This window comes from uncultured Anaerovibrio sp., from assembly GCF_947302755.1.
GTDB lineage: Bacteria > Bacillota > Negativicutes > Selenomonadales > Selenomonadaceae > Anaerovibrio.
On the sequence record NZ_CAMYWM010000042.1, the window covers coordinates 1 to 18,292 of the forward strand.

The 18,292-nt window shown below is 47.4% G+C and carries 34 protein-coding genes; all 34 read left to right on the top strand.

The genetic code is table 11. From position 1 onward, the window contains the following. Window positions 1-164 precede the first annotated feature (164 nt). The 34 genes from rpsJ (at window position 165) to truA (ending at window position 18,241) form a co-directional block, all read left to right on the top strand. A complete protein-coding gene (rpsJ, locus tag Q0Y54_RS05750) occupies window positions 165-476 on the top strand; it encodes a 30S ribosomal protein S10 (protein ID WP_027397548.1) in 312 nt (103 codons plus the stop codon). Between the two features lie 15 nt (window positions 477-491). Further along, the gene (gene rplC / locus Q0Y54_RS05755) at window positions 492-1,136 is read left to right on the top strand and encodes a 50S ribosomal protein L3 (protein WP_027397549.1); all 645 of its coding nucleotides are present in this window, start codon (window positions 492-494) and stop codon (window positions 1,134-1,136) included. Between the two features lie 22 nt (window positions 1,137-1,158). Then, window positions 1,159-1,782 (top strand): 50S ribosomal protein L4, encoded by a 624-nt coding sequence (gene rplD, locus Q0Y54_RS05760; protein ID WP_297965188.1) that lies wholly within the window; start codon window positions 1,159-1,161, stop codon window positions 1,780-1,782. Further along, on the top strand, window positions 1,782-2,063 hold the full coding sequence (rplW, locus tag Q0Y54_RS05765; RefSeq protein WP_027397551.1) for a 50S ribosomal protein L23: 282 nt from the start codon (window positions 1,782-1,784) through the stop codon (window positions 2,061-2,063). Before rplD ends, rplW begins: the two co-directional genes overlap by 1 nt. Window positions 2,064-2,088: 25 nt before the next feature. Continuing rightward, complete coding sequence (gene rplB, locus Q0Y54_RS05770; RefSeq protein ID WP_297965191.1) at window positions 2,089-2,916, top strand: 50S ribosomal protein L2; 828 nt, start codon at window positions 2,089-2,091, stop codon at window positions 2,914-2,916. Window positions 2,917-2,944: 28 nt separating this feature from the next. Continuing rightward, the gene (gene rpsS, locus Q0Y54_RS05775) at window positions 2,945-3,226 is read left to right on the top strand and encodes a 30S ribosomal protein S19 (protein WP_027397553.1); all 282 of its coding nucleotides are present in this window, start codon (window positions 2,945-2,947) and stop codon (window positions 3,224-3,226) included. Window positions 3,227-3,249: 23 nt separating this feature from the next. Next, window positions 3,250-3,582, top strand: coding sequence for a 50S ribosomal protein L22 (gene rplV / locus Q0Y54_RS05780; RefSeq protein ID WP_297965194.1), 333 nt, complete (start codon window positions 3,250-3,252; stop codon window positions 3,580-3,582). A gap of 18 nt (window positions 3,583-3,600) precedes the next feature. Further along, the gene (rpsC, locus tag Q0Y54_RS05785) at window positions 3,601-4,269 is read left to right on the top strand and encodes a 30S ribosomal protein S3 (protein WP_297965196.1); all 669 of its coding nucleotides are present in this window, start codon (window positions 3,601-3,603) and stop codon (window positions 4,267-4,269) included. Continuing rightward, window positions 4,269-4,712, top strand: coding sequence for a 50S ribosomal protein L16 (gene rplP / locus Q0Y54_RS05790; RefSeq protein ID WP_027397556.1), 444 nt, complete (start codon window positions 4,269-4,271; stop codon window positions 4,710-4,712). The genes rpsC and rplP overlap by 1 nt, the downstream gene beginning before the upstream one ends. Next, on the top strand, window positions 4,702-4,893 hold the full coding sequence (rpmC, locus tag Q0Y54_RS05795) for a 50S ribosomal protein L29 (protein ID WP_027397557.1): 192 nt from the start codon (window positions 4,702-4,704) through the stop codon (window positions 4,891-4,893). The genes rplP and rpmC overlap by 11 nt, the downstream gene beginning before the upstream one ends. Window positions 4,894-4,931: 38 nt before the next feature. Next, the gene (gene rpsQ, locus Q0Y54_RS05800; RefSeq protein WP_085022930.1) at window positions 4,932-5,189 is read left to right on the top strand and encodes a 30S ribosomal protein S17; all 258 of its coding nucleotides are present in this window, start codon (window positions 4,932-4,934) and stop codon (window positions 5,187-5,189) included. 39 nt (window positions 5,190-5,228) lie between these two features. Next, on the top strand, window positions 5,229-5,597 hold the full coding sequence (gene rplN, locus Q0Y54_RS05805) for a 50S ribosomal protein L14 (protein ID WP_027397559.1): 369 nt from the start codon (window positions 5,229-5,231) through the stop codon (window positions 5,595-5,597). A gap of 18 nt (window positions 5,598-5,615) precedes the next feature. Next, window positions 5,616-5,948, top strand: coding sequence for a 50S ribosomal protein L24 (gene rplX, locus Q0Y54_RS05810; protein ID WP_297965201.1), 333 nt, complete (start codon window positions 5,616-5,618; stop codon window positions 5,946-5,948). A gap of 21 nt (window positions 5,949-5,969) precedes the next feature. Further along, window positions 5,970-6,509: a 50S ribosomal protein L5 gene (rplE, locus tag Q0Y54_RS05815; RefSeq protein ID WP_297965203.1), complete on the top strand. Its 540-nt coding sequence runs from the start codon at window positions 5,970-5,972 to the stop codon at window positions 6,507-6,509. 17 nt (window positions 6,510-6,526) lie between these two features. Further along, window positions 6,527-6,712 (top strand): type Z 30S ribosomal protein S14, encoded by a 186-nt coding sequence (locus Q0Y54_RS05820; RefSeq protein WP_027397562.1) that lies wholly within the window; start codon window positions 6,527-6,529, stop codon window positions 6,710-6,712. Between the two features lie 35 nt (window positions 6,713-6,747). After that, window positions 6,748-7,146: a 30S ribosomal protein S8 gene (gene rpsH / locus Q0Y54_RS05825; RefSeq protein ID WP_027397563.1), complete on the top strand. Its 399-nt coding sequence runs from the start codon at window positions 6,748-6,750 to the stop codon at window positions 7,144-7,146. A gap of 26 nt (window positions 7,147-7,172) precedes the next feature. Beyond that, entirely contained in the window at window positions 7,173-7,724 is a 552-nt protein-coding gene (gene rplF / locus Q0Y54_RS05830) for a 50S ribosomal protein L6 (RefSeq protein WP_027407284.1), read from the top strand. Between the two features lie 23 nt (window positions 7,725-7,747). Then, a complete protein-coding gene (gene rplR / locus Q0Y54_RS05835) occupies window positions 7,748-8,107 on the top strand; it encodes a 50S ribosomal protein L18 (RefSeq protein ID WP_085022925.1) in 360 nt (119 codons plus the stop codon). Window positions 8,108-8,129: 22 nt separating this feature from the next. Beyond that, a complete protein-coding gene (rpsE, locus tag Q0Y54_RS05840; protein ID WP_297965209.1) occupies window positions 8,130-8,630 on the top strand; it encodes a 30S ribosomal protein S5 in 501 nt (166 codons plus the stop codon). A 13-nt stretch (window positions 8,631-8,643) separates the two neighbouring features. Continuing rightward, on the top strand, window positions 8,644-8,826 hold the full coding sequence (gene rpmD / locus Q0Y54_RS05845; RefSeq protein ID WP_297965210.1) for a 50S ribosomal protein L30: 183 nt from the start codon (window positions 8,644-8,646) through the stop codon (window positions 8,824-8,826). Between the two features lie 23 nt (window positions 8,827-8,849). Continuing rightward, window positions 8,850-9,305, top strand: a complete 456-nt coding sequence (gene rplO / locus Q0Y54_RS05850; protein ID WP_297965234.1) for a 50S ribosomal protein L15 — start codon at window positions 8,850-8,852, stop codon at window positions 9,303-9,305. Window position 9,306: 1 nt separating this feature from the next. Further along, a complete protein-coding gene (gene secY / locus Q0Y54_RS05855; RefSeq protein WP_297965212.1) occupies window positions 9,307-10,563 on the top strand; it encodes a preprotein translocase subunit SecY in 1,257 nt (418 codons plus the stop codon). 12 nt (window positions 10,564-10,575) lie between these two features. Then, entirely contained in the window at window positions 10,576-11,220 is a 645-nt protein-coding gene (locus tag Q0Y54_RS05860) for an adenylate kinase (protein WP_297965215.1), read from the top strand. A gap of 138 nt (window positions 11,221-11,358) precedes the next feature. Then, window positions 11,359-11,577 (top strand): translation initiation factor IF-1, encoded by a 219-nt coding sequence (gene infA / locus Q0Y54_RS05865; RefSeq protein WP_009645081.1) that lies wholly within the window; start codon window positions 11,359-11,361, stop codon window positions 11,575-11,577. Window positions 11,578-11,620: 43 nt separating this feature from the next. Beyond that, window positions 11,621-11,734 (top strand): 50S ribosomal protein L36, encoded by a 114-nt coding sequence (rpmJ, locus tag Q0Y54_RS05870; RefSeq protein ID WP_058965281.1) that lies wholly within the window; start codon window positions 11,621-11,623, stop codon window positions 11,732-11,734. 22 nt (window positions 11,735-11,756) lie between these two features. After that, a complete protein-coding gene (rpsM, locus tag Q0Y54_RS05875; RefSeq protein WP_085022920.1) occupies window positions 11,757-12,125 on the top strand; it encodes a 30S ribosomal protein S13 in 369 nt (122 codons plus the stop codon). 12 nt (window positions 12,126-12,137) lie between these two features. After that, complete coding sequence (gene rpsK / locus Q0Y54_RS05880; protein ID WP_027397572.1) at window positions 12,138-12,530, top strand: 30S ribosomal protein S11; 393 nt, start codon at window positions 12,138-12,140, stop codon at window positions 12,528-12,530. A gap of 17 nt (window positions 12,531-12,547) precedes the next feature. After that, window positions 12,548-13,141: a 30S ribosomal protein S4 gene (gene rpsD, locus Q0Y54_RS05885; RefSeq protein WP_297965220.1), complete on the top strand. Its 594-nt coding sequence runs from the start codon at window positions 12,548-12,550 to the stop codon at window positions 13,139-13,141. A gap of 64 nt (window positions 13,142-13,205) precedes the next feature. Further along, the gene (locus tag Q0Y54_RS05890) at window positions 13,206-14,201 is read left to right on the top strand and encodes a DNA-directed RNA polymerase subunit alpha (RefSeq protein WP_297965222.1); all 996 of its coding nucleotides are present in this window, start codon (window positions 13,206-13,208) and stop codon (window positions 14,199-14,201) included. Between the two features lie 40 nt (window positions 14,202-14,241). Then, a complete protein-coding gene (gene rplQ / locus Q0Y54_RS05895; protein ID WP_297965224.1) occupies window positions 14,242-14,583 on the top strand; it encodes a 50S ribosomal protein L17 in 342 nt (113 codons plus the stop codon). A gap of 378 nt (window positions 14,584-14,961) precedes the next feature. Continuing rightward, on the top strand, window positions 14,962-15,792 hold the full coding sequence (locus Q0Y54_RS05900; protein WP_297965226.1) for an energy-coupling factor transporter ATPase: 831 nt from the start codon (window positions 14,962-14,964) through the stop codon (window positions 15,790-15,792). Continuing rightward, window positions 15,783-16,646: an energy-coupling factor transporter ATPase gene (locus Q0Y54_RS05905; protein ID WP_297965228.1), complete on the top strand. Its 864-nt coding sequence runs from the start codon at window positions 15,783-15,785 to the stop codon at window positions 16,644-16,646. Before Q0Y54_RS05900 ends, Q0Y54_RS05905 begins: the two co-directional genes overlap by 10 nt. Then, window positions 16,640-17,443 (top strand): energy-coupling factor transporter transmembrane protein EcfT, encoded by an 804-nt coding sequence (locus tag Q0Y54_RS05910; protein WP_297965230.1) that lies wholly within the window; start codon window positions 16,640-16,642, stop codon window positions 17,441-17,443. Before Q0Y54_RS05905 ends, Q0Y54_RS05910 begins: the two co-directional genes overlap by 7 nt. Window positions 17,444-17,458: 15 nt before the next feature. After that, window positions 17,459-18,241 carry a tRNA pseudouridine(38-40) synthase TruA gene (gene truA, locus Q0Y54_RS05915; protein ID WP_297965232.1) on the top strand — a complete coding sequence of 261 codons (783 nt, stop codon included), beginning with the start codon at window positions 17,459-17,461 and terminating at the stop codon, window positions 18,239-18,241. Window positions 18,242-18,292: the final 51 nt, after the last annotated feature.

Below are 18,292 nucleotides of genomic sequence, written 5' to 3' on the forward strand. Positions count from 1 at the left end.
TATTGACATTTTCAGTATGGTATATATAATAAGAAGCGGTGTGCTTCTAAGTACCCCCAATGCGATGACGTGGTAGATGGCTTGCAACGCTTCGGGCGTTAGCAAGGGAACTACTACGGAGAAATGTTTGGGCCTGGAGCCCGGACGAGAAGGAGGAAAATAAATTGTCTAAGCAGCAGAAAATCAGAATTCGTTTGAAGGCTTATGATCACAAGGCATTGGATCAGAGTGCAGTTAAGATTGTTGAAACTGCCAAGAGAACTGGTGCACAGGTATCTGGCCCTATTCCGCTCCCAACTGAGAAGCAGGTATACACAATTCTGCGTTCTCCACACGTTAATAAGGACTCCCGTGAGCAGTTTGAAATGAGAACTCACAAGCGTCTTATTGATGTTCTGGAGCCAACCCCAAAGACAGTTGACGCTTTGACCCGTCTTGAACTGCCTGCAGGTGTTGATATCGAGCTTAAGTTATAAGAGGAGGTGGAATAATTGGCTAAAGCAATTTTAGGTAGAAAGCTGGGCATGACTCAGATCTTCACTGAAGAGGGTCAGGTTGTTCCAGTTACAGTTGTTGAGTCTGGCAACAATGTAGTTGTACAGAACAAGACTGTTGAAAATGATGGTTATAATGCAGTACAGCTTGGCTTCGGCGTAGTCAAGGAACACAAGGTAAACAAGCCTATGAAGGGTCATTTCGCAAAGGCTGGTGTTACTCCTGTAAAGTACATCCGCGAGATGCGTTTGACTGATGCTTCTGAATATAACACCGGTGATGTAATCGGTGTTGATATATTTTCCGCCGGAGAATTAGTTGACGTTACCGGTACCTCCAAGGGCAAGGGCTTTGCCGGCGGTATCAAGCGTCATAATTTTGCTCGTGGACCAATGGGACATGGTTCCAAGTCTCATCGTGAGCCTGGTTCTACAGGTGCGATGATCAGTGGTCACGGTGGTCGTGTGCTTAAAGGTAAGAAGCTGCCAGGTCAGATGGGCGGCAACAAGGTTACCGTACAGCGTCTTTCCATTGTAAGAGTAGATGCAGATCGTAACCTGCTCCTTATCAAGGGCGCAATTCCTGGTCCTAAGAAGGGTCTGGTAATTGTTAAGGCAACCGTTAAACCGGGTAAAAACTAATTCGGAAGGAGGATAAGTAATAATGCCTACAGTAGCAATTTACGATATCGCTAACAACAAGGTTGGCGATCTCGAGTTAAATGAAAATATTTTTGGCGTAGAGATGAACGCAGGTCTGGTACATCAGGCTGTAGTTATGCAGTTGGCTGCTCAGCGCCATGGCAATCATGCCACCAAGACCCGCAGCATGGTTCGCGGCGGTGGCCGTAAGCCTTGGAAGCAGAAGGGTACCGGCCGTGCCCGCAGTGGATCCACCCGTTCCCCAATTTGGGTAGGTGGCGGCACCGTATTTGGTCCTGCTCCACGCTCCTACGCATTCAGCATGCCTCGTAAGCAGCGTCGCCTGGCTATCATGTGCGCCCTGTCCGACAAGGTTGCTAATGGTGAAATTGTAGTTCTCGACAGCATTAACTTCGATGCTCCTAAGACCAAGGAAGTAGTTAATATGCTGAAGAGCTTTAGTGCAGATAAGAAGTCCCTCATCGTTACTGCTGATTATGCAGAGAACGTTGACAAGTCTTCCCGTAATATCCCAGGTGTTAAGACCATTAACACCATCGGCCTGAATGTATTTGACATCCTGAATGCTGACAAGCTGTTCATCACCAAGGATGCCGTTGCTCGTATTGAGGAGGTATACGCATAATGGAAGCACGTGATATTATCATTCGCCCTCTCATTACTGAAAAGAGCACTACTCTCATGGCTGAGGGCAAATATGTATTTGAGGTAGCCAAGGCTGCCAACAAGATTGAAATTGCCAAGGCAGTTTCCACTATCTTCAATGTAAAGGTTGCCGGTGTAAACACTGTCAATGTTGAAGGTAAGAAAAAACGTATGGGCCGCTTCGTTGGTAAGCGTTCCGATTATAAGAAAGCTATTGTTAAACTTGCAGCTGGCGAAACCATCGAGTTCTTCGAAGCGTAAGATTAGGGAAAAGGAGGTTAATTAAGTGGCAGTAAAGAGTTTTAAACCATATTCTGCAGGCAGAAGATTCATGACTGTAGCATCTTTTGAAGAAATCACTACTGATAAGCCTGAGAAGTCCCTTGTTGAGCGTCTGAAGAAGCACGGTGGCCGTAATCAGCAGGGTAGATTGACCGTTCGTCATCAGGGCGGCGGCCATAAGCGTTTATATCGTATTATTGACTTTAAGCGGACCAAGGACGGTATTCCGGCCAAGGTTGCTACCATCGAGTACGATCCAAACCGCAGTGCCCGTATTGCACTTTTAAATTATGTAGACGGTGAGAAGCGTTATATTATCGCTCCAAACGGTCTTAAGGTAGGAGACGTGGTTGAGTCCGGTCCTAATGCGGACATCAAGCCAGGTAACTGTCTCCCATTAAAGAACATTCCAGTAGGTACCGAGGTTCACAATGTTGAACTGAAGATTGGTAAGGGTGCCCAGCTGGTACGTTCCGCTGGTGCTTCTGCACAGCTCATGGCAATTGAGGGTGATTATGCAACCCTTCGTATGCCATCCGGTGAAATGCGCAAGGTACATGTTAACTGCCGTGCCACTATCGGCGTAGTTGGCAATGCCGAGCACATGAACATCACTATTGGTAAGGCTGGCCGTTCCCGTTGGCTGGGTATTCGCCCGGAGAACCGCGGTGTAGCTATGAACCCTAATGACCATCCACATGGTGGTGGTGAGGGCCGCAGCCCAGTTGGCCGCAAGCATCCTGTTACCAAATGGGGTAAATGCGCTATGGGTGCCAAGACCCGCCGTAAGAAGGCTTCTGATAAGTTAATCGTTAAAGGCCGTACCAAATAAGAGATAATCACCGGAAGGAGGATATAAATTGTCAAGATCAGTAAAAAAGGGACCTTATGTTCATGAAAGCTTAACTAAGAAAATTGATGCCCTGAATGCAGCTAACGACAAGAAGGTCGTAAAGACCTGGTCCAGAAGCTCAACTATTCTGCCAACCTTTGTTGGTCACACTATCGCAGTACATGATGGCCGTAAGCATGTTCCAGTTTATGTAACTGAGGATATGGTTGGTCATAAGCTTGGTGAATTCGCACCAACCCGTACATTCAAGGGCCATGCCGGTGAAGAGAGAAAGACCGGTCTTAGATAAGATTTTGAAAGGAGGATTCCTCTGTGGAAGCAAAAGCAGTTGCTAAATATGTTCGCATTGCACCTCGCAAGGTACGCGTAGTCATGGATCTTATCCGTGGCAAGAGCGTTGTTGATGCATTTGCGATTTTAAAGTTCACACCAAAGGTTGGTGCTGAAGCTATAGAAAAGGTTCTCAAGAGTGCAGTAGCAAACGCTGAGAACAACTTTGACATGAATGTTGATAACCTCTATGTTTCTTCTTGTTTCGTTGATCAGGGACCAACAATGAAGCGTATTCATCCGCGTTCCCGTGGCCAGGCCTTCAAGATTTTGAAGCGTTCTTCCCACATCACCGTAGCAGTAGACGAAAAGTAATAAAAGGAGGTTATAAACTTGGGTCAGAAAGTAAATCCACATGGTATTAGACTTGGCATCGTAAAGACTTGGGATGCTAAGTGGTATGCTGGCAAAGATTATGCAGCAAATCTGCATGAAGATATTAAAATTCGCCGTCACCTGAAGAACCTTCTTCAGAGCTCCGGCGTTTCCAAGATTGAGACTGAGCGTTCCAAGAACCGTCTCAAGCTGACTATCCACACCGCAAAGCCTGGTATGGTAATCGGCCGTGGCGGCTCCGGCATTGAGCAGATTAAGGCCGGTCTCAAGAAGTTCACTAACAGCAGTGTAGATATCAGCATTGAAGAGATTAAGAATCCTGATATGGATGCAACTCTGGTGGCTGAGAACATTGCAGGCTCCCTGGAGCGCCGTATTGCCTTCCGTCGTGCTATGAAGCAGGCAGTAGGCCGTACTATGCGTCTTGGTGCAAAGGGTATTAAGATTATGTGCAGCGGCCGTCTTGGCGGTGCCGAGATTGCCCGTAGCGAATCCTATCGCGAAGGTTCCATTCCTCTTCATACTCTGCGTGCTGACATCGACTATGGTACTGCTGAGGCAGCTACCACTTATGGCCGTATCGGTATCAAGGTTTGGATCTTCAAGGGTGAGGTTCTTCCTGAGAGAAAGCAGCCTGTTGCTGCTGTTGAAGGGAGCGAAGCTTAATGTTATTACCAAAGAGAGTAAAATATCGTAAACAGTTCCGTGGTCGCATGAAGGGTAAGGCTCAGCGTGGCAACAAGGTTTCTCATGGTGAGTATGGTCTTGTAGCTCTTGAGCCGGCATGGATCACCAACAGACAGATTGAGGCAGCCCGTATTGCTATGACTCGTTACATTAAGCGTGGTGGTAAGGTTTGGATCAAGATTTTCCCTGACAAGCCTGTAACTGCAAAGCCTGCTGAGACTCGTATGGGTTCCGGTAAGGGCTCACCAGAGTACTGGGTAGCAGTAGTTAAGCCAGGCCGCGTAATGTTCGAAATGGACGGCGTATCTCGTGAGGTAGCTGCTGAGGCTATGCGTCTTGCAGGCCACAAGCTGCCAATCAAGACAAAGTTCGTAGTTCGTGAAGATTTAGAAGCAGAGGGCGGTGAAGTAAATGAAGGTTAATGAAATTCGTGATTTGAGCGCTGAGGAACTTAACCAGAAACTTGCTTCTCTCAAAGAGGAGTTATTTAACCTCCGTTTCCAGCTGGCTACCGGTCAGTTGGAGAACCCAATGCGTATCAAGGAAGTTAAGAAGACTATTGCCCGTATTAAGACTGTACAGACTGAACAGGCTAATGCTTAATTGAACGAATTGATATGCATATGAAAGGAGGCTCCCTAATGAGCGAAAGAAATGAACGCAAGACTAAAGTTGGTAAGGTAGTAAGCGACAAGATGGACAAGACTATTGTAGTAGCAGTTCTTGACATCGAGCAGCATGCATTATATAAAAAGGCCGTTAAGAAGACTGTAAAGTTCAAGGCCCATGATGAAAATAACGAGGCTCACATTGGTGACACTGTTTCCATTATGGAAACCCGTCCACTTTCCAAGGATAAGCGTTGGAGACTTGTAGAGATCGTTGAGAAGGCTAAATAATTTCCTGATGATGGAAATTCTGGTTGAGGAGGTTAACTGATGATTCAGCAACAGACTTTACTCAATGTTGGCGACAACACCGGTGCTAAGGAAATTATGTGCATCCGTGTTCTTGGCGGTTCTTATCGCAAGTATGCCAATATTGGTGATATTATTGTGGCTGCAGTAAAATCTGCATCCCCTGGCGGTATGGTAAAGAAGGGTGACGTTGTTAAGGCCGTTGTAGTCCGTTCCAAGAAGGGCCAGCGTCGTAACGATGGTTCTTATATCCGTTTCGACGAGAACGCTGCCGTAATTATCAAGGAGGATAAGACTCCAAGAGGAACCCGTATTTTTGGACCAGTTGCCAGAGAGCTTCGTGATAAAGATTTCATGAAGATCGTTTCCCTGGCTCCTGAAGTTCTTTAATAGTTAGGAGGTGCTATTTTGTCTCTTACAAAACTGCATGTAAAGAAGGGCGATACCGTATTGGTATTGTCCGGTAAAGATAAAGGCAAGCAGGGCAAGGTTATTCAGGCTCTGCCTAAGAAGAATAAGGTTGTAGTTGAGGGCGTGAACAAGGTTAAGCGTCACACCAAGCCTAATCAGAGTGCCCCACAGGGTGGCATCCTTGTTAAAGAAGCTCCTATGTTCGCAGCAAAGGTTATGCTCGTATGCCCGGCATGTGGCAAGGCTACCCGTATTGCTCACAAGGATGTAAATGGTAAGTCTGTACGCGCCTGCAAGAAGTGCGGCGAAGTTATAGACCAGACCAAATAATAAAGAAAGGAGGACCATCTAGTGGATAGATTACAGGAAAAGTACGTAAAAGAGGTAGTTCCTGCTCTGACTGAAAAGTTCGGTTACAAGAATGTTATGGAGCTCCCAAAAATCTCTAAGATTATCATTAACATGGGTGTTGGCGAGGCTGTAGGCAATCCTAAGGCTCTTGACTCCGCAGTAAATGATTTGACTATTATCGCAGGCCAGAAGCCAATTCTCACCAGAGCAAAGAAGTCTCTGGCAGCCTGGAAGCTTCGTCAGGGCATGCCAATCGGTGCCAAGGTTACCCTTCGCGGCGTTCGCATGTATCAGTTCCTTGACAAGTTCATGAATGTTGCACTCCCACGGGTTCGTGACTTCCGTGGTATCAGTTCCAATTCTTTCGACGGTCGCGGTAACTACGCAGTGGGCCTGAAGGAGCAGCTTATTTTCCCTGAGATTGAGTATGACAAGATTGACAAGCTCCGTGGTATGAATATCGTAGTTGTAACAACTGCCAAGACTGATGAGGAAGCTCGTGAGCTCCTGAAGCTCATGGGTATGCCTTTTAAAGCGTAAAGAAGGAGGTACTGACTGTGGCCAAGAAGGCAATGATTGAAAAGTGGAGCAAGGAGCCAAAGTTCCCTGTTCGCAAGTACAACAGATGTAAGATTTGCGGTCGTCCGCACGGTTATATCAGAAAGTTCGATATGTGCCGTATTTGTTTCAGAGAGCAGAGCTACAAGGGTGCCATTCCTGGCGTAACCAAGGCTAGCTGGTAACTAAAGGCGAAAATGAAAGGAGGATATCGGTTTAAATGGTAATGACTGATCCTATTGCAGATATGTTGACTCGTTTGCGCAATGCAAACTCCGTTTATCATGAAAAGGTTGAAATTCCTGGCTCTAACATTAAGAAGGCCATCGCCGGCGTTCTTAAGGAAGAGGGCTTCATCAATGACTTCACCTTCACTGAGGATGGCAAGCAGGGTGTAATCACTGTATCCCTGAAGTACGGTCCTAACCGTGAGAAGGTAATTACTGGTATTAAGCGTATTTCCAAGCCTGGCCTGCGTCAGTACGCAAAGGCTGCTGAGCTCCCAAGAGTTCTGGGCGGTTTGGGTATCGCCATCATTTCCACTTCCAAGGGAATCATGAGCGATAAGAATGCTCGCAAGGCTGGTCTCGGCGGCGAGGTTGTAGCTTACGTTTGGTAATTATTTAGAAGTCAGGAGGTGTACAGATGTCTAGAATTGGTAGAGCACCTATTACTATCCCAGCTGGCGTTAACGTCAAGATTGAGGATGGCAACAAGGTTACCGTAAAGGGCCCAAAGGGCGAATTGGTTCGCTCCTTCAGCCAGGATATGAATATTAAATTAGAGGACGGTGTACTTACTGTAGAGCGTCCTTCAGATAATAAAGATCACAGATCTCTTCACGGTCTTACCCGTACCCTTATCAACAACATGGTTGTTGGTGTAACTGAGGGCTATGCTAAGACTCTTGAGATCAACGGTGTTGGTTACAGAGCACAGCTCCAGGGCAAGAACCTGAACCTGTCTCTGGGTTTCTCTCACCCAGTTATTGTTGAGCCGCCAACAGGTATCGTTTTCGAGGTACCAAATCCTACCAAGATCGTTGTAAACGGTATTGATAAGGAAGTGGTTGGTGCTATAGCAGCCAAGGTTCGCGACTACAGAAGACCAGAGCCATATAAGGGCAAGGGTATTAAGTACGAGGGCGAGCACATCCGCCGCAAGGTAGGTAAGGCTGGCGCCAAGGGTAAGAAATAATAACCAGAAAGGAGTAACCGACAGTGTTTGTAAAGGAAGATAAAAATAAAGCTCGTCAGAAGCGTCACCTGCGGGTACGCAATCATATTTCCGGCACTGCTGAGAGACCACGTCTTAACGTTTTCCGCAGCCTGAGCAACATTTACGCCCAGGTAATTGACGATGTTAATGGTGTTACTCTCGTATCTGCCAGCACAAAGGATAAGGATTTCCAGAACTACGGCGGTAACGTAGAGGCTGCCAAGAAGGTTGGCGAGGCAGTTGCAAAGCGCGCTCTGGAAAAGGGCATTACCGAAGTAGTTTTCGACCGTGGTGGTTATGTATATCATGGCCGTGTTGCAGCACTTGCTGAAGCCGCTCGTGAAGCTGGCTTGAAATTCTAATATTTGTAAAGGAGGTACATAGATGGCTAGAATCGACAACGAAACTCCTGAGTTCCAGGAAAAAGTTGTATATATTAATAGAGTTGCTAAGGTTGTTAAGGGCGGCCGTCGCTTCTCCTTCAGCGCACTTGTTGTTGTTGGTAATGAGAAGGGTCAGGTTGGTGCAGGCTTGGGTAAGGCTGCAGAGGTTCCAGAGGCAATCCGCAAGGGCGTTGAAGACGCCAAGAAGAACCTGATAGAGGTTTCCCTGAAGGATACTACTATTCCACATGAGATGATTGGCATTTTCGGTGCAGGTCGCGTATTGATGAAGCCAGCTGCCAAAGGTACCGGTGTTATCGCCGGTGGTCCGGCCCGTGCAGTTCTTGAGCTTGCCGGCATCAAGGATATTTTGACCAAATCCCTTGGTTCTTCCAATCCTAATAACATGGTTCGTGCAACCTTGAAGGGTCTTGAGCAGCTGAAGCAGGCTGAGAAGGTAGCTGAGCTTCGCGGTAAGACCGTACAGGAACTTTTAGGTTAAGGAGGGTTTTGAAATGGCAAAATTGAAAATAACTCTTACCAGAAGCCTGATCGGCAGACCAGCTACTCAGCGTGCTACTATTAAAGCATTAGGACTTAAGAAATTGAATTCCTCAGTAGAGCTTCAAGACAGTGAGTCTCTCCGTGGCCAGATCCACAAGGTAGAGCATCTCGTAACTGTTGAAGAGCAGGCTTGAGATCAAGGAGGTGCACTAAAAAGATGAAGTTAAATGAATTATCTCCAGCTCCTGGCTCCCGTAAAAACGCATTCCGCGTTGGTCGTGGTCTGGGCAGCGGCAATGGCAAGACTTCCGGCAGAGGCCAGAAGGGTCAGAAGTCCCGTTCCGGCGGTGGCGTCCGCACTGGTTTCGAGGGTGGTCAGATGCCTTTGTATCGTAGATTGCCAAAGCGCGGTTTCAAGAACATCTTCGCCAAGGTTTATGCAGAGGTGAATGTTGAGACCCTGAACCGTTTTGAGGATGGAGCTACCGTTGATGCAGTTGCATTAATCGATGCTGGTGTTCTGAAAAACGTTCGCGATGGTATTCGCATTCTCGGCAACGGTGAGCTCACCAAGAAGCTGACTGTAGTAGCCAACGGCTTCACCAAAACTGCAGAAGAAAAAATTACTGCAGCAGGTGGAAAAGTTGAGGTGATAAAAGACGAGGTGATCTGATTTGTTATCAGCTCTCTCTAATATCGTCAAGATTCCGGAGCTTCGGGCAAAGATCACCTTTACGCTGGTAATGTTCGCCATCTTCAGAATGGGTACTCATATTCCTGTTCCGGGTGTGGATCCATCAGCGATTGAATCACTGTTCAACAATGGCAGTCTTTTCGGTTTACTGGATATGTTTTCCGGTGGTGCTCTCAGTAAATTCTCCGTATTTGCCATGAGTATTACGCCTTACATCAACGCCTCCATCATCATTCAGCTCCTGAATGTGGTCGTACCTACATTGGAGCAATGGTCCAAGGAAGGCCAGGAGGGCTATAAAAAAACCACCAAGGTTACAAGATATTTCACAGTAGTTCTTGCCTTCTTACAGGCCTTGGGTATGTCCATTGGCTTGAAGCAGGCTATATTAAATCCAGGTCCGGTGTCAATCCTCATTATTGCGATTACACTGACCGCAGGTACAGTCTTCCTCATGTGGCTTGGTGAACAGATAACAGCCAACGGCGTAGGTAATGGTATCTCACTGATCATTTTCGCCGGTATCGTTGCTGCGTTGCCAACCAACATCGGAAAGATTTATAATTACTTACAGACAGGAACCATTAGTTATATTAATGTTTTCTTCTTCGCAGTGATTGCCGTAGCGATGATTGTGTTCGTTGTTGCAATTCACACAGCCTATCGCCGGGTTCCGGTATCATATGCGAAGAGGGTTGTTGGCCATAAATCCTATGGCGGACAGTCCAGTCACATCCCGCTTAAGGTTAACACCGCGGGAGTTATTCCAATAATCTTTGCGTCATCCGTGCTGATGTTTCCAGTAACTATTGCCCAGTTTATTGATATCCCCTGGGTAAAACAGATTGCCGGGTATTTTGCGTGGGGTACACCGCTACAAACAACAGTGTACGCATTGTTGATTATCTTCTTCACGTATTTTTACACCGCGGTTACTGTAAAGATATCGGATATGGCAGAGAATCTGAAAAAATACGGTGGTTTTATCCCGGGCATTCGTCCGGGTGAGCCAACGGCAGAATATTTAGATTATGTCATGACTCGAATTACGCTTGCTGGCGCCATATTCCTGGCTCTTGTAGCTGTTCTTCCAACCTTTATTGCATCTGCAACTCACCTTGAGGGTGTGAACTTTGGCGGAACTGCATTGCTGATTGTTGTGGGCGTTGGCCTTGACACCATGAAGCAGATTGAGTCCATGGTTGTTATGCGTCATTACCAAGGTTTTATGGATTAGGAGGAAAATTAAATGCATTTACTTTTAATGGGCCCTCCGGGTGCCGGTAAAGGCACTCAGGCTGCTAACCTGGTGAAAAAGTTCGGTATTCCGCATATTTCCACCGGCGACATGTTCCGTGCCGCTATCAAGGAGGGTACTGAGCTTGGAAAGCAGGCGAAGGCATGTATTGATGCCGGAAACCTTGTTCCAGATGAAATTACCATCGGCATTGTCCGTGAGCGTCTCGCTCAGGATGACTGCAGGAAGGGCTTTATTCTGGATGGTTTCCCTCGTACAGTTGATCAGGCTGATGCCCTCACCAAGATTTTGGCTGATTTGGGCCTGAGCCTGAAGAGTGTGGTTAATATCACGGTTCCTTCCTCTGACCTCGTAGAGAGAGCAGTAGGACGCAGAATCTGCAAGAGCTGTGGTGCTACCTATCACGTATCCTTTAGCCCTTCCAAGGTTGAAGGCAAATGTGATGAGTGTGGCGGCCAGCTCTATCAGAGAGCAGATGACACCGAGGAAACCATGAAAAATCGGTTGTCCGTGTATGAAGCTCAGACCAAGCCATTGATTGACTATTACCAGAAGGCTGGTTTATACTTGGAGATTGATGGACGTCAGGCTATTGATAAGGTTTTCAAGGATATTGTTGATGCCCTGAAGGCTTAAGAGTCATGTACAGGTGTTTTGCCTGGTACTACCGAGTTATTATAGAAGAATCGTGCAGCTGATGCTGCTATGCCGGAAAATGGGGCCGCTCCTGCGGCCACCTTTCCTAGGTTATGACACTAAGGAGCAATACCACTTATGTCTAAACAAGATGTAATTGAAGTTGAAGGTAAAGTCCTGGAAGCACTGCCAAATGCAATGTTCCAGGTGGAGTTGGAGAACGGTCATGTTGTCTTGGCGCATGTTTCCGGTAAGATTCGAATGAATTTTATACGCATTCTGCCAGGGGATAAGGTCACTATTGAGCTGACACCTTATGATTTAACTCGTGGCCGTATCACCTATCGTTTTAAATAATCCTTGAAAGGTCAAGGATACTACATGAAAGGGGCATAACGCAATGAAAGTTAAACCATCGGTTAAACCAATTTGTGAAAAATGCAAGGTTATTAAGCGTAAGGGTCGTGTAATGGTTATTTGCGAGAACCCAAAACATAAACAGAGACAAGGATAATTAAGAAGGAGGTGCTTGATGTATGGCACGTATTGCCGGTGTAGATTTGCCACGTGATAAGAGAATTGAGATTGCATTAACATATATCTATGGTATTGGTCTTACCACATCCCAGAGATTGTTAAAGGAGACTGGTGTTAACCCAGATACCCGTACCCGTGATCTGAGCGAAGACGAGGTTATTAAGCTTCGTGATATCATCGATAAGCAGGTAGTAGTAGAGGGTGACCTTCGTCGTGAGCAGTCCCTGAATATAAAGCGACTCGTTGAGATCGGCTGCTATCGTGGTCGTCGTCATCGTATGGGTCTTCCTGTACGGGGACAGAACACAAAGAATAACGCACGTACCCGTAAAGGCCCTAAAAAGGCTGTAGCTGGTAAGAAGAAGTAAGGAGGAGTTAGAGTGGCAGTTAAGAAGTCTGTACGTCCTAAGAAAAAGGACCGTAAAAATATCGAATTTGGTGTTGCTCATATCAGCTCCACCTTTAATAATACTATCGTTACCCTGACCGACAAAAACGGTAATGCACTTTCCTGGGCAAGCGCTGGCGGCCTCGGTTTCCGTGGTTCCAGAAAGAGCACTCCGTTTGCAGCTCAGATGGCAGCAGAGGTTGCTGCAAAGGCTGCTATGGAGCATGGCTTGAAGCAGGTTGATGTTTACGTTAAGGGTCCTGGTGCCGGCCGTGAGGCAGCAATCCGTTCCCTCCAGGCAACTGGTCTTGAGGTTAGCATGATTAAGGATGTTACCCCAATTCCTCATAATGGTTGCCGTCCGCCAAAGCGTAGAAGAGTATAATGGGAGGTGCAAACTAAATGGCAATTGATAGAGTACCAGCACTGAAGAGATGCCGTTCCCTCGGTATCGAGCCAGGTGTTATTGGTCTGAATAAGAGTTCCAACCGTCAGCCACGTCGTACCCGGGGCAAGGTTTCCGAGTATGGTGTACAGCTGAAGGAAAAGCAGAAGGCAAAGTTTATTTACGGTGTACTGGAGAAGCAGTTCCGTTCTTACTATAACAAGGCCAAGAAGATGCAGGGTATCACCGGTGATAACCTCATCAGCCTTCTCGAGAGAAGAATCGACAATGTAGTATTCCGTCTTGGTCTCGCTTCCACCCGTAAGCAGGCCCGTCAGCTCGTTCGTCATGGTCATATTACCCTGAATGGCAAGCGTCTGGACATTCCATCTGCTCTGGTTGATGTAAATGATGTTGTGGCTGTTGCTGAAAAGGCCCGCTCCAACGCATTCTTCAAGGAGCTTTCCGAGTCCAACAGCGCATTGAGTGTTCCAGCCTGGATTACTGTAGGTTCCGACAATTTCACCGGTACCATCAACAGATTCCCTGCTGCTGATGACTTCGATGTTCCTGTTGACAGCCAGGCTATCGTAGAATTGTACTCCAAATAATATCTGTGTATTATTGTTGTATTTGTACATATATGCATTGATTTATTGAGGAGGGCAATTCCAGATGATCGAAATCGACAAGCAAAAGATTGAGATTGAGATAGAGGAAATCAGTGAGGACGGCCGCTATGGCAAGTTCATCTGCGAGCCTTTGGAGCGCGGTTATGGCATTACCCTTGGTAACAGCCTTCGCCGTATTCTCTTGTCCTCTTTACAAGGTGCAGCAATTACCTCCATCAGAATAGATGGTGTGTTGCATGAGTTCTCCACAGTTCCCGGTGTTCGTGATGATGTATCCAACATCATCCTTCACCTTAAGGAACTCTGCCTTAAGATGCACAGCGATGAACCTAAGACAATCCGCATCGAGGTTCAGGGTGAAAAGGAGGTAACAGCAGCTGATATTATTCACGATGCTGATATTGAAATCCTTAATCCTGACCTGCATATTGCAACTGTTAACAGTACAGGATCTCTTAATATAGAGATGACTGTAGAGCATGGCCTTGGCTATGTTCCAGGTGACAAGAACAAAAAGCCTGATCAGGTTATCGGCGAGATTCCTATTGACTCGATTTTCTCCCCGGTACGCCGCGTTAATTATCGGGTTGAAGATACCCGGGTGGGCAATGAGGTGGATTATGACAAGCTTACCATGGAGGTTTGGACCGATGGCTCCATTACTCCGGAGGAGGCTGTCAGCAAGGCATCCGGTATTTTGATTGCCAGATTGAAGCTGTTCAGCAATCTGGTTATTGATACCAAGCCAGTGGCAGTGGTTGAGGAAGTTAAGCCTGCCAATGACGTGATTGACATGAAGGATGCCCCAATCCTTGACAAGAAGGTTGAGGAGCTTGAGCTTACGGTTCGTTCTTATCATTGCTTGATGAGGGCAGATATTAAGACGGTTCGTGACCTCATTAATAAGTCCGAGGCAGAAATCATGAAGGTTCGTAATCTTGGCAGTAAGTCCTTGGTGGAAATCAAGAACAAGCTTCAGGAATTGGGCCTGTCACTTAAGGAAAATGATGGTTCTGCTGATGATTTGGCAGATGACTGATTGACATTTCGAGATTAAGATATAGGAAAGAGGGAAATAAATGGCTTACAGAAAATTAGGTCGTAACTCCAGTGCCCGTAAGGCACTGTTCAAGAGCATTCTGACTTCCTTCTTCAAGCATGAGCGCATTGAGACTACCGAGGCTAAGGCCAAGGAGATCAGCGGCCTTGCAGAACAGCTTATCACTCTCGCCAAGCGCGGTGATTTGGCTGCTCGTCGTCAGGCTATTGCACAGCTTGCTGATGAAGATGTTGTTAGAAAGCTGTTCAGTGATATTGCTGAGCAGTGCAAGGATCGTCAGGGTGGTTATACCCGTATCCTGAAGCTGGGTCCACGTCGTGGCGACGCAGCTCCTATGGTTATCCTTGAGCTGGTAAAGTAATTTACAGCTAAGACATATGAAAGAGGCATTCCTTATGGAGTGTCTCTTTTTGTATATATAGACGTGAACAGTTTTCTGTCACCCAGTTTTATTCCTAAAAGATATTTTTCCTAATAATGAACACCGTGAAAAATCCAAACTCGCTTCGCTCAGACAGTGGATGTTTTCCCGTTGAGCAAGTAAGGAAAAATATCTTTTTAACGTAATAAAACTTAATGTTCCAGAAAACTATTCCCGCCTTTTATATGAAAAAAAAGAAATTTTCTGTCACTGAGTATTATCCCCAAATGATATTTTTCTAATAATTAACGTTAACCTTTATTCTTAATTGCGTTGACAATGGAACTGCGTTATAATGTTGACTTAGAGGTGTTTTGCATGAGCTTTATTGAATGCATTGATTTGACTCATATTTATAATGCCGGCATGGAAAATCAGCAGCTGGCGGTAGACAGGGTCAATATGAAGATAAATGAGGGGGAGTTTGTGGCTGTGCTGGGCACAAACGGCTCCGGTAAATCCACATTGGCAAAGCATTTTAACGGACTGCTGCTGCCCTCCTCAGGAAAATGCCTGGTGGATGGCATGGATACCACCGATGAAGCCCATACCTACGATATCAGACGGCAGATTGGTATGGTGTTCCAAAATCCTGATAATCAGATTATTGCGGCCATTGTGGAGGATGATATCGGCTTTGGCCCGGAAAATATCGGCCTTGACCCCCATGAGATACGGCGGAATGTTACGGCAGCCCTTAGGGCAGTTAATATGGAGGAATTTCGTCACTTTTCCCCCCACCATCTGTCAGGGGGACAAAAGCAGCGGGTGGCCATTGCCGGGGCATTGGCCATGAATACCCGATGCCTTGTACTGGATGAACCAACTGCCATGCTGGACCCACGGGGCCGTCATGAGGTGATGGAAACGGTTTCCCGGCTAAACAGGGAGCGGGGAATAACCATTGTGTATATTACTCACTTTATGGAGGAGGCGGCCCTGGCGGATCGGATATTTGTAATGGATCAGAAGCATATGGTGGCAGCTGGTACCCCAAGGGAGATATTCAGGGATATCGGTACCATGAAAAAAAGGGGCTTGGCAGTTCCCATGGCGGCGGAGCTGGCCTATAGATTGCAGCAGCGAGGCGTTAAGCTGTCTGAGTCGATTATTAACAGGGAGGATTTGGTGAGGGCCTTATGTCAATAGAATTAAAGCACGTTTCCCATACCTATATGCCCAAGACCCCCTTTGAGCGTTTGGCCTTGGATGATATCAGCCTTCTTGTGCCGGAGGGAAAAATAACAGCAATAGCCGGTCATACCGGCTCAGGGAAGTCCACCCTCATACAGCATTTCAATGGTCTGCTTAAGCCGGACAAGGGCAGCATTCTGGTGGATGGGGTGGATATCGGCACTAAAACTGCTGAGGCAAGGGCTGCCCGCCGTAAGGTAGGAATTGTATTTCAGTATCCTGAATATCAGCTATTTGAGGAAACCATAGCCAAGGATATTGGCTTTGGCCCGGGAAATATGGGCTGTAATGAGGAGGAAATAGCGGAGCGGGTAAGGTTTGCCATGGAGTTTGTGGATCTTGATTGCGAAACCTACGCCCATCGTTCCCCCTTTCAGCTCAGCGGCGGACAAAAGCGGCGGGCGGCCATAGCGGGGATTTTGGCCCTAAAGCCCAAGTATCTGGTGCTGGACGAACCCACGGCAGGACTAGATCCAAGGGGACGACAGGCCTTGATGGAACGGTTTTGCCGGCTTCATCGGGAAGCGGGAACCACCATTGTGCTGATATCCCACAACATGGACAATATTGCCAATTATGCCGACAATGTAATTATATTAAACAGGGGCCGGGTCACCCTGGAGGCTCCACCGGCAGAGGCCTTCTCCCGGTCGGAGCTTATCAGTGAGGCCGGTCTGGAGCTGCCTGAGGTAAAGGTTATAATGGATGATTTGGCCCGGCACGGCCTGGACATACAGCAGGATGCCTTTACCATGGACCAGGCAGTCCAGGAAATAATGGCGGCTTTAAGGAGGCAGAACAGATGTTGACAGATATCACTCTGGGACAATATTTTCCCGGTACCTCGCCTCTCCACAGCATGGATGCCCGGGTGAAGATTGTCCTATTATTTATTTACATTGTGGCAATATTTTTATTTGACAACCACATAAATTACGGTATTATGACGGCGGGGGCTGTTGGGGTTGTGCTGCTGTCCCGCCTGCCCTTGGGCATGGTGCTGAAATCCATAAAGCCCTTATGGTGGATAATCCTGTTTTCCTTTGGTATTCACTTGTTCAGCACTCCTGGTGAGCCCATCTTTAAGCTGTGGATGTTATCCATGACCTGGGAAGGGGTGGTAAAGGGCTTTTTCATTGGCTTGAGGCTGGTGCTGATGATTATGGTGTCCTCCATGCTGATGTTTACCACATCACCCCTAAAGCTCACGGATGGGCTGGAGTCCCTGATGTCACCCCTTAAGAAAATCGGCTTTCCGGCCCATGAGCTGGCCATGATGATGACTATTGCCATGCGGTTTATCCCCACCCTGCTGGAGGAAACGGATAAGATTATCAAGGCCCAGCAGTCCAGGGGCTCTGACATTGGGGAGGGCAATTTCCTGCAGCGGGCCAAGGGAATGATTCCCGTGCTGGTGCCCCTGTTTATTTCTGCCTTCAGGCGGGCCGATGAGCTGGCCGTTGCCATGGAGGCCAGATGCTATCAGGGTGGGGAGGATAGAACCCGCATGAAGCAGCAGCGGCTTCACGACGTTGACTTCTGGGCGGGAGGCATTTTTGCCCTGTTTATCATCAGTCTTGTGGCAGTGCAGTTAACATTGAATTAAGTAAAGGGAAGTAAGATGAAGCCTGAGCATAAGGATATAATGAAGGCACGCAGGCGCAATATACGCCTTACCGTGGCCTATGACGGCACCAATTATAATGGCTTTCAGCGGCAAAGGCCTCCGGCTATAGCAATTCAAAATATTTTGGAGGACAGGCTGGAACGGGTCTTTGGGGATACGGTGGAGCTGGCCGCCTCCGGACGAACTGACGCAGGCGTCCATGCCCGTGGCCAGGTGGTAAATTTCTTTACGGACGGGTCCATACCCGTGGAGAGGGTGCCCAGGGCGGTAAACAGTATATTGCCACCGGATATTGTGGTGCTGGAAGCTGCCGAGGCGGACAGGGAATTTAGCGCCAGGCACAGTGCAGTAAGCAAGATTTACAGGTACCGGATATTACAGGGGGATATACCTGACCCCTTTGAACGAAATTATAGCTGGAATATCCGCAAGAGCCTTGATTTGGAGTCTATGAGGGAATGCATGGAGCTTATCAGGGGGGAGCACGATTTTAGTGCCTTCCGGGCAGCCGGAGGGCCACCTGTCAGCCCGGTGCGCACCATGTATGAGGCTTCCCTGGCGGTCCGGCAGAACGGCCGGGTGGTGGAGCTTACCTTCCATGCCAATGGCTTTTTATATCATATGGTAAGAAATATAGTTGGAACCCTTGGCAATGTGGGCCTTGGCTGGAAGTCGGCGGCGGATTTTAAGGAAATAATGGCTTCCCTGGACAGAACCAGGGCCGGTGCCACGGCCCCTGCCCAGGGCTTATATCTGGAAAAGGTCTTTTATAAATAACTCAACTTTCCCAGCATAAATTCTGGAACAATCCCTTAATATACCTGCTCT